This window comes from Roseibium sp. MMSF_3247 (assembly GCF_030733765.1).
Classification (GTDB): Bacteria; Pseudomonadota; Alphaproteobacteria; order Rhizobiales; family Stappiaceae; genus Roseibium.
In genome coordinates this window covers 46,927-60,321 of record NZ_JASHII010000012.1, presented here as the reverse complement: position 1 = coordinate 60,321, position 13,395 = coordinate 46,927, and the positions used below count along the sequence as shown (strand labels likewise).

Annotated in this window: 12 protein-coding genes; 7 read left to right on the top strand and 5 right to left on the bottom strand. The window is 58.1% G+C overall.

Features of this window, described 5'->3' with window-relative positions:
- Positions 1 to 53: 53 nt before the first annotated feature.
- The 6 genes from RBB44_RS24325 to RBB44_RS24300 all read left to right on the top strand — a co-directional run bounded on the left by RBB44_RS24325 (position 54) and on the right by RBB44_RS24300 (position 5,854).
- A complete protein-coding gene (locus RBB44_RS24325; protein ID WP_306150423.1) occupies positions 54 to 857 on the top strand; it encodes a GntR family transcriptional regulator in 804 nt (267 codons plus the stop codon).
- Entirely contained in the window at positions 854 to 2,260 is a 1,407-nt protein-coding gene (gene leuC / locus RBB44_RS24320) for a 3-isopropylmalate dehydratase large subunit (RefSeq protein ID WP_306150422.1), read from the top strand. The genes RBB44_RS24325 and leuC overlap by 4 nt, the downstream gene beginning before the upstream one ends.
- Entirely contained in the window at positions 2,260 to 2,898 is a 639-nt protein-coding gene (gene leuD / locus RBB44_RS24315; protein WP_306150421.1) for a 3-isopropylmalate dehydratase small subunit, read from the top strand. The genes leuC and leuD overlap by 1 nt, the downstream gene beginning before the upstream one ends.
- A gap of 65 nt (positions 2,899 to 2,963) precedes the next feature.
- The gene (gene dctP / locus RBB44_RS24310; protein WP_306150420.1) at positions 2,964 to 3,977 is read left to right on the top strand and encodes a TRAP transporter substrate-binding protein DctP; all 1,014 of its coding nucleotides are present in this window, start codon (positions 2,964 to 2,966) and stop codon (positions 3,975 to 3,977) included.
- A gap of 63 nt (positions 3,978 to 4,040) precedes the next feature.
- The gene (locus RBB44_RS24305; RefSeq protein WP_209176666.1) at positions 4,041 to 4,547 is read left to right on the top strand and encodes a TRAP transporter small permease; all 507 of its coding nucleotides are present in this window, start codon (positions 4,041 to 4,043) and stop codon (positions 4,545 to 4,547) included.
- Positions 4,547 to 5,854: a TRAP transporter large permease gene (locus RBB44_RS24300; protein ID WP_306150419.1), complete on the top strand. Its 1,308-nt coding sequence runs from the start codon at positions 4,547 to 4,549 to the stop codon at positions 5,852 to 5,854. The genes RBB44_RS24305 and RBB44_RS24300 overlap by 1 nt, the downstream gene beginning before the upstream one ends.
- A gap of 117 nt (positions 5,855 to 5,971) precedes the next feature.
- Here the strand turns inward: RBB44_RS24300 and RBB44_RS24295 are convergent, their stop codons facing one another.
- From RBB44_RS24295 to RBB44_RS24275, 5 genes are read right to left on the bottom strand one after another with little or no spacing between them, the layout of a single operon-like run.
- A complete protein-coding gene (locus RBB44_RS24295; RefSeq protein ID WP_306150418.1) occupies positions 5,972 to 7,390 on the bottom strand; it encodes a carnitine 3-dehydrogenase in 1,419 nt (472 codons plus the stop codon).
- Positions 7,387 to 8,298, bottom strand: coding sequence for a 3-keto-5-aminohexanoate cleavage protein (locus RBB44_RS24290; protein ID WP_306150417.1), 912 nt, complete (start codon positions 8,296 to 8,298; stop codon positions 7,387 to 7,389). Before RBB44_RS24290 ends, RBB44_RS24295 begins: the two co-directional genes overlap by 4 nt.
- Before the next feature lie 11 nt (positions 8,299 to 8,309).
- Positions 8,310 to 9,095 (bottom strand): carnitinyl-CoA dehydratase, encoded by a 786-nt coding sequence (locus RBB44_RS24285; protein WP_306150416.1) that lies wholly within the window; start codon positions 9,093 to 9,095, stop codon positions 8,310 to 8,312.
- Positions 9,085 to 11,118: an acetate--CoA ligase family protein gene (locus RBB44_RS24280; protein ID WP_306150415.1), complete on the bottom strand. Its 2,034-nt coding sequence runs from the start codon at positions 11,116 to 11,118 to the stop codon at positions 9,085 to 9,087. Before RBB44_RS24280 ends, RBB44_RS24285 begins: the two co-directional genes overlap by 11 nt.
- Before the next feature lie 2 nt (positions 11,119 to 11,120).
- Entirely contained in the window at positions 11,121 to 12,281 is a 1,161-nt protein-coding gene (locus tag RBB44_RS24275; protein WP_306150414.1) for an acyl-CoA dehydrogenase family protein, read from the bottom strand.
- A gap of 79 nt (positions 12,282 to 12,360) precedes the next feature.
- On the opposite strand from RBB44_RS24275, the gene RBB44_RS24270 reads away from it, so the two are divergent.
- Positions 12,361 to 13,314, top strand: coding sequence for a GlxA family transcriptional regulator (locus tag RBB44_RS24270; RefSeq protein WP_306150413.1), 954 nt, complete (start codon positions 12,361 to 12,363; stop codon positions 13,312 to 13,314).
- The last annotated feature ends 81 nt before the right edge of the window (positions 13,315 to 13,395 follow it).

The following is a 13,395-nucleotide window of genomic DNA, read 5'->3' as shown; positions in this document are numbered from 1 at the left end:
ATATTTTAGTATCCAGCGATACCATTGAGCTTCATCCACGGAGGCTTGCGTACGTGAACAAGCATGCGAAATCGGTGTTGCCGGAAGGCGCAAAGGCGCGGCAGGTCTACCTGTCTCTCCGTGATCAGATTTCCGATGGCAGGTTTCAGGACGGGCAAACCCTCCCGGGCGAACAGAAACTCTCTGAGGTCTTTGGCGTATCGCGCGTGACAGTACGCCGGGCGCTTGATGCGTTGGCCGCCTCAGGCCTCATCATCCGGCGTGCTGGAAGCGGGACGACGGTCTCGACATCGGGTCAGCTGGACAAACCGGTCGCCATGAACCTTGCGACCCTGATGCCGCAACTTGTTGAAATGGGTCAAAGCACGACGGCGCGCCTTCTGTCCTTTTCATACGATGCTGCGCCGGATTTCGTGGCATCCGCTCTCGGGCTGCCGGGCGATGAACAAGTCCAGATCGCAACCCGTGTCCGGAGCACGAACCAGACACCTTTTTCGCACCTGACAACCTATGTCCCGGCTGAAATCGCTCGCAATTACTCGGAAAATGATCTGGCGACGACCCCGCTTTTCAAATTGCTGGAGCGTGGCGGTGTCCAGATCAAGGATGCTCATCAGTCGGTTTCCGCAACCCTTGCCGGCCCGGAAGTTGCCGACGCTCTCGAAGTTGCGGTCGGCTCTGCGCTTCTATCTTTGCGCCGCGTGGTCAAGGACGTCGATGGCAACGGTGTGGAGTATCTGGCGGGCCTCTACCGCCCAGATATGTTCCGGCTTGAGATGCCGCTGACCCGGGTTGGAGACGGCAATGCCCGCCATTGGGAGCCAGCGATTGGCAAGACGCCCGAGGAGGGTGCATGACAGCGGCCGCGACCCTTCTCGACAAGCTTTGGTCGTCGCACGAAGTGCTGACCCGTGAAGACGGGACATCGCTTTTGTGGGTGGACCGGCACCTTGTGCATGAAGGGTCCCATCATGCGTTCGCCAAACTGGCCGAGCGTGGTGCGGCCGTCGCTGAACCCGAATTGACCTTTGCCGTTGTTGATCACTATGCACCAACGCGCCACCGAGAATATATTGCGGATCCCAAAATCCGCCGCATGATTGAAACACTGCGCGCGAATGCGACACAGCACGGTTTGCGTCTGTTCGATCTCATGGATCCGGCGCAGGGCATCGTGCATGTCGTGGGACCGGAGCAGGGCCTGACCTTGCCAGGTTTGTTGATCAATTGTGGCGACAGCCACACATCGACCCACGGTGCATTTGGTGCACTCGCCTTTGGCATCGGAGCGACGGAAGTTGCTCATGTTCTTGCGACACAAACCGTCTGGCAGAAAAAGCCAGCGGCAATGCGCATCGTCGTCGACGGAAAACTGGCCGAGGGCATCAGCGCCAAGGATATTGCACTCAATTGGATTGCAAAACTTGGGTCCGACGGCGCACGGGGACACGCGATCGAATATGCCGGAAGCGCCATCCGGGACCTGTCTATGGAAGGGCGGATGACCCTCTGCAACCTTTCGATCGAAGGCGGCGGCCGCTTTGGCATGGTTGCGCCCGATGACACCACCTTTGCTTATCTCAAGGGACGGCCCTTCGCGCCAACCGGCGAAGCTTTTGAGAAAGCTCATGAAAAGTGGCAGAAACTGTGCTCGGACGAGGATGCGATCTTTGCCAAGGATGTGAGCCTGGCGGCAGAAGAGATCGCTCCAACAGTCACTTGGGGCACAAGTCCCGAACAAGCCTTGCCGGTCGGGGCAACGCTTCCTGATCCATCCCGTTTGTCAGAAGAAAAGCAAAAGGCTGCGCGCGACGCGCTGGATTATATGGGGCTGGCCGCCGGGCGCCCGATCGAAGGCACGCCGGTCGATCAGGTGTTCCTCGGTTCATGTACAAACGGGCGGATCGAAGATCTCCGCGCGGCCGCAGCTGTCCTTGCCGGACGCTCTGCGAAGGTGCCCGGTCTGGTTTCTCCGGGCTCAGCCCTTGTCCGCCACCAGGCAGAACAAGAAGGTCTGGACCAGATTTTTCGGGAAGCTGGTTTGGAGTGGTCTTCGTCCGGCTGTTCCATGTGTGTCGGCATGAACGGCGACATCGTTGCGCCGGGCAAGCGTTGTGCGTCTTCGACGAACCGGAACTTTCGCGGGCGCCAAGGCCCCGGTGCCCGCACGCATCTCATGTCACCGGCAATGGTCGCAGCCGCCGCTGTGACCGGCACCATCACCGATGTTCGTCCTCTCTTGAAAGGGAGGGCAGTCTGATGGCTGGCTGGACGGAACATCAGGGGCAAGCAGTTGCTTTGCCGGTTCACAACATCGATACGGATCAGCTCATCCCGGCCCGGTTCATGTCGACGCCACGGTCAGAGGGGTATGGACAGTTCCTCCTTTATGATCTGAGGCGTCTGGAGAGCGGATCGGAATGTCCAGACTTTCCGCTGAATCAGTTTCCTCAGGCCAGTGTCCTGATCGCAGGCCGAAATTTCGGCAGCGGCTCTTCGCGCGAAGCTGCGGTCTACGCTTTGGTGGATGCAGGTTTTCGGGCCGTTGTGGCACCGAGCTTCGGCGACATCTTTGCGAGCAATGCGGTCAACAACGGTCTGCTGCCAGCGCTCGTTTCCGAAGCCGATCTTGAGCGCTTGACGGGCGAACTCAACGAAGGCGGTGGTTCGGCACACATTCATCTGGAGCACGGACACATCATCGTCGGTGGGTCCGAAGTCCCGTTCTCACTCGACAACAGCTGGCGGACAAAGCTGATCAACGGGTGGGACGACATCGATCTGACACTGCAGCACGAACTCGCGATCGAGAAACACAAGCAAGATCGCAGAACAACTTCTTCCTGGGTTTGGCCCAACGCGGAAGACCAGAACTCTCAAGTAAATGAGAGCCAATAGCTGAGGGGCCAGCCTTGAAAACATAGGGACCAACAGAGGGACGTCCCGCAAAGTGGAGTGAGACTATGAAAAATATCCTCGTAGCTGGCTTGGTTGCCAGTGCATCACTGTTCACAGCGACCGCGCATGCGGAAGACAGGATTTCCGCGGTTCATGCGTTCCCGGAAACTTTGATTTACACCAAAAGCTTCCTGTCCTTCGTCGACAAGGTCAACGAAGCTGGCAAGGGCGTGATCCAGATTGATGTGCGCGGCGGTCCGGAAGCCATCGGCATGTTCCAGCAGCCGGATGCTGTACGTGACGGCATTGTCGACATGGTTTACACGCCGGGTTCCTTTTATGGCGGTGCATTGCCGGAAAAAGACGCGATGGTTGGCTCCAATCTGACCGCTGTTGAGACCCGTCAGAACGGCGGTACGGAGCTGATTGATCAGATCCACCAGGAAAAAATGGGCCTGAAATATCTCGGCTGGTTCGACAGTGGTGTCTGCTACAATCTCTGGACCCGCGACGAGCCGACCTTTGATGCCGACGGCAATCTTGAAGTGGAAGGCCTGAAGCTGCGCGGCAACAACGTCTACAACGCGTTTTTCTCCAACTACCTCGGCGCACAAGTGATCGATTTGCCGACCGGTGAAGTCTATGCTGCCCTGCAGCGGGGCGTTGTCGATGCAACCGGCTGGACCCAGATCGGTCTGATCGATCTGAAATGGAATGAGTTCCTGAACTACCGGATCGAGCCCTGCTTCTTCTCCACTGATCTTGGCGTGATCGTGAACCTGGAGAAGTGGAATTCCCTCTCTGACGAATCCAAGAAGATCCTGCAGGACGTCGCCATTCAGCATGAGAAGGACAGTGTTGAGGCTCTGCGCAAGAAGCGGGATGAGGACTTTGCAGCTCTTGATGCTGCCGGCATGATCTCTGTTTCATTGGAAGGCGAAGCCAAGGCGAATTACCTCGCAGCAGCCCGCGAAAAGACGTGGGAGCGCATGAAGGGCCTGATGGCAGAACAGCCGGGCGGTACCGACAATTACGACCGTTTGATCGAATTGTTCTACGATTTCGACGCTGCAAAATAAGCATTTGAAACATGGGCTCGCGGGGACCGCGGGCCCTCTTTTTTGCTGGAGCAGGCGGTCTTCATGACAGCACTTAAGAAAGCCTATAACGCCTTGATCGATGCAATGGCGATTGCAGCCGGGGCAACGCTTGTGTGGCTGATGGTATCGGTGGTCGGCTCTGTGCTCATGCGAAATATGGGTATGCAGCCGTTTGCCTGGCTGTTTACGTCAGCCGAATACGGACTTCTTTATATGACCATGCTGGGTGCGCCGTGGCTGGTGCGCGAAAAAGGGCATGTGCATATCGAGCTCATTACGTCGATCTTGCCACCTGCCGTCCGGAACGTTGTGAGCCGGAGTGTTGCGCTCGCCTGTGTCCTTGTATGCCTCATTTTGGCCTGGCAAGGCGTTGAACTGTTTTTGAAAAATATCGAGCGCGGTGATTATGACACGCGTGCCTATTATTACCCCCGTTGGCTTCTCACGATCTCCTTTCCCGTCAGCTTCGGGCTGATGGCAATAGAGTTTTCGCGCTTTGTCGCCGGGCCGGACACCCTCCATACCGGTGAAGCAGGGATACACGAATAATGGAATGGTATGAGGCGCTCGCCCTTTTGCTGGGTGTGATCGTGGCCCTCATGGCGATCGGGATGCCGGTCGCCTTGGCGTTTCTCGCGGCGAACATCGTGGGAGCCTGGATTTTCATGGGCGGGGAGCGCGGCATTGGCCAGCTGCTCAACAATGGCCTTGGGTCCATGACGAAGTTCGCCCTGGTCCCCATCCCATTGTTTTTGTTGATGGGGGAGATCTTTTTTCATACGGGTCTCGGCAACCGTATGTTCACGGCCATCGACAAGTTACTCGGCCGGCTTCCGGGGCGCCTTAGCTATGTCACCGTCATGGGCGGGACAGCGTTCTCAACTCTCTCTGGCTCGTCCATGGGATCGACCGCGCTTCTTGGCTCGCTCATGGTCCCGGAGATGAACCGGCGCGGTTACAAGACCCATATGAGCATTGGTCCGATCCTTGGGACCGGTGGTTTGGCCATCATCATCCCGCCATCTGCTCTTGCCGTGCTTTTGGCAACGCTTGCGCAGATTGATGTTGGGGCCTTGCTGATTGCAGGGGTCATTCCGGGGCTCATCCTGGCAGGATTCTACATCGCCACCATTTGGCTTCAGACGAAAATCGATCCGTCCGCTGCACCGGCCTATGACGTGGAACCGATGTCGATCGGTGCCAAAATCTCGCTCTTGGTGCGCGAGGTGGTTCCGATGGTGGGCGTGATGGTCATTATTATCACGCTGATGATCAATGGTTTCATCACGCCATCAGAGGCGGCTGCCTTCGGCGCGCTGGGCGTTCTCGTTCTGGCTGCCGTCTTCCGCTGCCTCACGTGGGAGGCTATGCGCAAATCAATCACCGGTGCGCTTCGGGTCACCCTGATGGCCTATCTGATCGTGTTCGGCTCGGCCACTTTCAGCCAGTTGCTTGCATTTTCGGGGGCCTCCCGCGGGTTGGTCAACTGGGCAACATCCTTTGAGCTGGCACCAATCGCGATGCTGCTCGTTATGTTTGCGGTTCTTTTGATCCTCGGCATGTTCATGGAACAGATCTCCATCATGCTGCTGACCGTGCCGATTTTCTTCCCGCTTGCTCTGACGCTGGGCTTCGATCCGATCTGGTTCGGCCTGATCATGCTCTTGTCGCTGGAAATCAGCTTTACAACACCACCATTCGGGCTGCTGTTGTTTGTGATGAAGGGGGTCGCGCCCCCTGGCACAACCATGCGCGACATTTACACCTCGGCTTTCCCATTCATTGGCTGCTCGCTGCTGGTTGTCGCATTGCTGGTCTTGTTTCCTGGCCTGGCGCTATGGCTGCCCGCCTTGTAGCGACCACAAAGGACAGCAACGTACTTGAGCGTGAATTTCGGCACAGGCTAAAGCAACAAATCAACCCGCCCAAAGAGGCGGGTTTTTTTTAGTTGTGCGGTGTACATACTGTTGAAGTCAGGCCTTTTGGCCGACGGATCGTCCCGCTCCCTCTGGCTGTCCAAGCGCCGCATGGGCGTGATGATAGGACTGCAATTGCTCCAAAACATTTTGATCCGGCAGCGAACTTGCCCGGGTTGTCAGGTCCACATGCAACAACAGTGTTTCAACGGTCGCAGCAAGCGTGTCGTCCGGCCCGTAAAGGAAGTGGAAGAGGTGCAGCTTCTTGCTTTCACCCTTAAGCACCTGGGTGCGGATGATCAGCCTGTCACCGGCGTGAAGCTCGCTGAGATAGCGGACATGGGTTTCGATGGTAAAATAGCTTTTGCCCGACGCGATATAGTCTGCGTCCGCGCCGATCAGCTCCATGAACCGGTCTGTCGCGAGTGACCCGGCCTCGAGATAGTGTGTCTCGTTCATATGGCCGTTGTAGTCGGTCCAGCTGACAGGGATTTGCCGGTCAGCGGTGATCGGCAAATCCGTGGCATCAGGTTTTGGCAATTCTGCCTCATGGCGCTGGATCACGCCTCCGGCGCCACTACCCGTCTTTTTAAGCGCCCGCATCATGCCGACGAGATTGTCATCCCGCAGGCGCTCCAGCTCGCGGATTGACATATGGCCGGATTGCGCATCGGATTGCCCCGCGATCAAGTCAACCAGCTCTTCGGTGAACTCCGGGACGTCCATCAGTTTTGTCCAGGGCCACTTCAAGGCCGGGCCGAACTGGGCCATGAAATGCTTCATACCAGCTTCACCGCCGGCAACCCGATAGGTCTCGAACAGGCCCATCTGCGCCCATCGGATGCCAAAACCCATCCGGATGGCCTCGTCGATTTCTTCAGTGGTGGCAATACCGTCCTTGACCAGCCACAGGGCCTCGCGCCAGACTGCTTCCAGAAACCGGTCGGCAATGTGAGCGTCGATTTCCTTGCGGACCATCAGGGGGAACATACCGATCGAGAGGAGAATGGACGCAGCCGTCTCGCAGGCCCTAGCCTCTCCAACCAGCTCAATGAGCGGCAGGAGATAAACCGGATTGAACGGGTGGGCGACGATTGCGCGCGCGCCTTTCTCGTTCAGCTCCGATGGCTTGAAGCCGGATGTTGATGAGCCGATGACCGCGGTCTCCGGCGCCAGTGCGCTCAGGTCTCCCAGGATCTTGTGTTTCAGGTCCAGCCGCTCTGGAATGCTCTCCTGGATCCAGTCTGCGTCCCGAACAGCATCTGCCATCGCGGAGTGGAAACTCAAGGTCCCTTCGGCCGGCAGCGCCGTGTCATAAAGGGCGGGAAGGCTGCGCCGCGCATTGGCGATCACTTCGCCAATCTTGCGTTCCGCGTCCGGATCAGGATCAAAAACGGCAACATCCCAGCCGTTCAGGAGAAACCTTGCGGCCCAACCTCCGCCGATGACGCCGCCGCCAATGATTGCCGCCTTCATTTTGGTGCCCTCTTGGTCAGACCCAGTGTTTCTCGCACGGCGTCTGGGCCAGCTATTCGGGCGCCCATGCCTTCAATGAGGCCGACCGCCTTTTCGACAAGCTGGGCATTGGTGGCAAGAACGCCCTTTTCCAGGAAGAGATTATCTTCCAGGCCAACGCGAACATTGCCGCCGGCCAGAACGGAAGCTGCGACATAGGGCATTTGATCGCGGCCAAGGCTGAAGGCTGACCAGGTCCAGTCTTGCGGAACCGCATTCACCATTGCCATGAAGGTGTTGAGATCGTTTGGCGCGCCCCAGGGAACACCCATGCACAGCTGAACGAGGGCCGGGGATGTCAACGTGCCTTCTTCGACCAGCTGTTTGGCAAACCAGAGATGACCGGTGTCAAAGGCTTCGATTTCCGGCTTGACGCCGAGCTCGGTCATCATGCCGCCCATGGCCCGGAGCATGCCGGGAGTGTTGGTCATGACATAATCGGCTTCGGCAAAATTCATGGTGCCGCAGTCAAGGGTGCAGATTTCCGGGAGGCACTCGGCGATATGCGCCATACGCTCGCTCGCCCCTATCATGTCTGTGCCAGCCTCGTTCACAGGGAATGGAGCTTCGGTTGATCCGAAAACGATATCGCCGCCCATTCCCGCTGTCAGATTGAGGATCACATCAACGTCGGCCGAGCGAATGCGGTCCGTGAGTTCACGGTAGAGGTCCAGACGGCGGCAGGGGGCACCGGTCTCCGGATCGCGGACATGGCAGTGAACGACTGCAGCACCCGCCTTGGCTGCATCGATGGCGCTGTCTGCGATTTCCTTCGGGCTTCGCGGAACGTGAGGCGATTTGTCTTGGGTTGAGCCGGAGCCAGTGACGGCACAGGTGATGAAGACATCCCGATTCATTTGAAGTGGCATGGTTTCCCCTTTTATCGGCCCTTCCAGACCGGGTCGCGTTTTTCAGCAAAGGCGCGGGCGCCCTCAAGTTGATCTTCCGATCGATAGAGGCGTTCGACGGTTTCGAACTGGCTCTTGGTGATGCGGTTCATGGCGTCCTGGAATTTCATGTCTTCCGCTTCACGCACGACTTCCTTGATCGCGGCGTAGACGAGCGGTGGGCCGGAGGCGAGCAACTCGGCCATCTTTCGTGCCTCTGTCATCAAGTCGGCAGCCGGATAGACGTGATTGACGAGACCCCAGTGGGCAGCTTCCTCGACTTCGATCCAGCGGCCGGTCAGGAGCATTTCCATGGCAATGTGATACGGGATGCGTTTGGGCAGCTTGATGCTGGCGGCATCGGCCACTGTGCCGGAGCGGATTTCCGGCAAGGCAAAAGTGGCGTGATCGGCAGCCAGAATGATGTCGGCAGACAGGGCGAGCTCCAGCCCGCCGCCGCAGCAAATACCATTGACGGCCGCGATTACTGGCTTGTTGAGGCCGCGCAATTCCTGCAATCCGCCAAAGCCGCCTGTGCCGTAATCACCATCCACCGCATCACCGTCTGCGGCAGCCTTAAGGTCCCAGCCCGGGCAGAAGAACTTCTCACCGGCGCCTGTTACGATCGCCACCCGCAGATCCGGGTTGTCGCGAAAGTCAGTGAAGACATCTCCCATGATCCGGCTTGTTTTGAGGTCGATGGCATTGGCCTTTGGCCGGTCCAGCGTGACCTCCAAAATATGGCCGGTGACGCTTGTCTTTATTGGGTTATCCGTCATGATTCTGTCCGCATCTGATGAGGGCATCGGCCGCAATCGCAAAGTCCCGGCCGCAAAGGAGGGGATTTATCTCGGCCTCTTCGACCGTTCCGGATTGAACGTAGTCTTGGAGAGCCATGATCGTATCGAGAATCTTAGGAAGGTCGCAAGCAGGCCGGCCGCGGTAGCCGGCGAGCACTTTTGAGATTTTCAGTCTTCCGAGAGCTTTTTCAATTTCTGAGCGGCCTGCGGGAACGGTGAGGGACACGCCGTCTTGCAGGAGTTCGGTCAAAACGCCCCCGGCAGCGATGGTGAGAACATGGCCGTGCCCAGGGTCCCTCACGATGCCGATCAGGAGCTCTGCCTGCGCGCCGGTGACCATTTCCTCCACGAGAAAAGTCCCGACAGACATTTTTTCCGCTGCCAACTGAAGATCTTCCTGGAAATTGAGATTGAGAACCACCGCCCCGGCTTCGCTTTTGTGCGCGATGCCTTGCCCTTTCAAAACAACGGGAAAACCAACATGTTCGGCCACTTCTGCCGCCTCCTGCGGGGAGGCTGCGGAAGCGCTTTTGGGGACGCGGATCCCGAAAGCTTCAAGCTGTCGCTTGGCTTCGTGTTCGCTCAGGGTTTCAGGGTTCGTCAATGGTGGTGAGGTGAAGACGTTATCAGCCGGAGGGGGGCTCATATTTGAAGCCGCGGCGATGGCTGCAAGGGCCTCTTCCATGCCTGAAAAGGGAACCAAGCCGCGGTCGATAAGGTCTACCGCAATGGTCTCCGGCAGTGCTTCTACCAAAGAGCTGACAATGCCCATCGGCTTGTTCGACAGGTTGGCGGCCGCTTCGATGGAGCCGATCACCTTTTCCCACTCGGCGCCATCGCAGCGGTCTTCCCGTGGGAAATCCAGGACCACGAGGCCAAGCGCCAGATCTCCGGCCATCATGGCGGCAAACGTGGCCGTCATCGCATCCGAGTCACCCCAGATATAGGTGTGATAGTCGAGCGGGTTGGCGAGGGCGACCTTGGGCCCGAGCGCTTTTCTCAGAGCGTCTGACTGCGTCTGGGTGAGGTCTGGAAAAACAACATCATGGGTAAGTCCGAGATCCGCCATGAGGCTGGCTTCGCCACCGGAACAGGAGAGCGATGCGATCCGCGCAGATTTAAGCGGTCCATGGACGTGCAGGAGCTTGAGTGTTTCCAGAAGCACCGGCAGTGACTGGACTTCTGCAATACCGAGCCGGTCAAACAGGGCCGTCGCGCCTGCGGACGAGCCGGCAATCGAGGCCGTATGCGAGACCGTGGCGGCCTGAGCCTGATCGGAACGGCCGGTCTTCAGCGCCACGACCGGTTTTCCGCAGGACCAGGCCTTTCTCGCGAAGGCTTCAAAGGACGGGAGATCGTCGATCCCCTCGATATGAAGACCGATCGCTGTGACGCGGTCATCATCAAGCAAAGCTTCGCCGATGTGAGACAATCCCGACTGCGCCTGATTGCCGACTGTCATGATGTAGGCAATCGGCAGGCCACGCGCCTGCATGGTGAGGTTCAGGGCGATGTTGGAACTTTGCGAGATAATGGCAACGCCGCTGGAAACTTTCGCAAGGCCGTGCTGATCCGGCCAGAGCGATGCGGTTTCCAGCGCGTTGATGAACCCGTAGCAATTGGGCCCGAGGATCGGCATGTCACCGGCTGCGGCCACCAGTTCTTGCTGGAGGTTGGCGCCGTCTTCCAGTTCTGCCGCAGCTTCCCGGAAACCGGACGCAAAACAAACGGCACCGCCTGCGCCAAGTTTCGCTGCCTCACGGATCACTTCGATGGTCGCATGCCGGTTGACGCCGACGAAAATCGCATCCGGTGCCTCGTTCAACTGATCAAGAGACGGGATCGCCGGAAAACCGGCGACTTCGCTGCGTTTTGGATGAACGGCCGTCAATTGGCCCGTGTAGCCAAAGGCGCGGCACTGCTTGAGGACGCTTTCGCACCAGGTGCCCCCGCCCACAACCGCAATCGAGCGCGGGTTCAGCAGCCGGTTCAAGGACCGCATCCTTATGCTCCCAGCGGACGGAAAATGTCCCGGCTGATGATGTGTCGTTGAATTTCGCTTGTGCCGTCCCAGATCCGCTCAACCCGCGCATCGCGCCAGAAACGTTCGATCGGAAAATCATCCATCAGACCCATGCCGCCAAAGATCTGCAGCGTGGTGTCGGTCACGCGTGCCAGCATCTCGGTCGCATAGACCTTGGCACTGGCAATTTCCCGGTTGGCGGGCAAGCCTTGGTCGAGACGCCAAGCCCCAGCAAGTGTCAACCAGTCCGCCGCGTCGATCTCGGTGATCATGTCGGCGACCTGGAAGCTAACACCCTGGAACTTTGCAATGGACTGGCCGAATTGCTTGCGTTCGGCAGCATAGTTCACCGCGTAGTCGAAGCAGCGGCGTGCGCGGCCAACGCTCATGGCCGCAACGGTCAGGCGCGTGGCATAAAGCCATTCGTTCATGACCTCAAAGCCGCCGTCGACTTCACCCAGCACCTGCGCATCCGGCAAACGGCACTGGTCGAAGTACAGAATGTAATTCTTGTAGCCCTTGTGGCTGACGGAGTTGTAGCCGTCGCGCACTTCGAAACCAGGCGTGCCGCGGTCTACAAGAAAGCAGGTGATCCGTTTTTTCGGTCCTTTTGGCGTCTCGTCCACGCCGGTAGCCACGAAGACGATAAAGAAATCGGCATGCTCGGCCCCGGAAATGAAGTGCTTGGAGCCGTTGATCACCCAGTCCCCGCCATCGCGTACGGCCTGACATTTCATGCCCCGGACATCGGACCCGGCGTCCGGCTCCGTCATGGCCAACGCGTCCATTTTCTCGCCGCGCACAGCCGGGAGCAGGTACTTCTCTTTCTGCTCGCCTTCACACGCCATCAGGATGTTTTGTGGACGGCCGAAGAAATGGTTAAGCGCCATGGACCCACGGCCAAGCTCGCGCTCCACAAGCGTGAAATCGAGGTGGCTGAGGCCCGCTCCGCCAACACTTTCCGGAAAGTTGCAGGCATAAAATCCGAGATCGATGCACTTTTGTTTCAGCTCTTCTCCAAGCTCATGGGGCACCTGGCCGGTCTTTTCCACCATCTCCTCATGCGGGTAGATTTCGTTCTCAACGAACGACCGTACGGTGGACACGATCATTTCTTGTTCTTCGGTCAGGCCAAAATGCATCGCCAGCGCCTCTCTTGATTTGATGGATTGAGAGTGAGAGAAAGCAAGCTGATCGTCTGTGCAGTATTGGTAAGAAATCATGCAGGTTTTGAGAAAAACTGAAAACGAGAATATTCCGCAGGGTCGGTCAATTTGCGTGCTGCTGTTCGACAACTTTTCGAACCATTGCCTGGCGAACGCTGTCGAGCCTTTCCGCGCCGCCAACACCATCGCGCGTAAGCAGCTCTATTCCTGGCAGCATGCCAGCGTCGAGGGCGGCACGGTGACGTCGTCCAGCGGCCTGCCAGTTGAAACGCTCAAGTGGCAGCACGCGCCGCCGGGCGGCGACTACCTGTTTGTTATGCCAAGTTACGGCTTCAAGGCCTTTTCAACGCCAAAGCTGCATCAGATCCTTCGGGCGGCCCGGGCGCGGTTCAAGCTGCTGGGAGGTCTCGACACGGGTGCATGGATGCTCGCGGCCGCCGGCGTCCTAGAGAATGCTCGGGTCACCATTCACTGGGACGAGTTCGCAGGTTTTTCCGAAACCTTTCCCGATGTCGATGTCGTTGAAGACCGGTTTGTGCTGGAAGACCGGATTGCCTCCTGTGGCGGGGCGTCTACGACATTTGAATTGATGCTGGAGATTATCAAGAAAGACCACAGTCCGCTCTTTGCGCTGGAAGTGGCTGCGCTGTTCATGCACGGCAGCAGCGGCGAGCGTCCGGACCTGTTGCCGGTACGTTCCGGTGATGCCCTCATGCGCGAAGCAACCGCGTTGATGCGGCGGAACATTGAAACTCCGCTCGCTATTCCCGCTGTTGCAGGAAGACTTAAAGTTGACCAGCGTCTGCTGGAAACCCGGTTTCGGTCCGAGTTCGGAATGACGCCGTTGGCGGTTTATAAATCGATCCGTCTTAGGGAAGCGCGCCGTCTGGTTCAGTCGACGGATCTGACCATCGCGGAGATCGCCGTGCGCTGCGGATACCAAAACGCCAGTGCGATGACCCGCGCCTACCGGCTTGAATTCGGATCTCCTCCAAGGAAGGAGCGGTGATGGGTGGATCAATGAGAAAAATGCCGGGAAAACACTTTTATTTTCGGGCTAGGTCCTATTCGCACACCATATTGGTGCTCA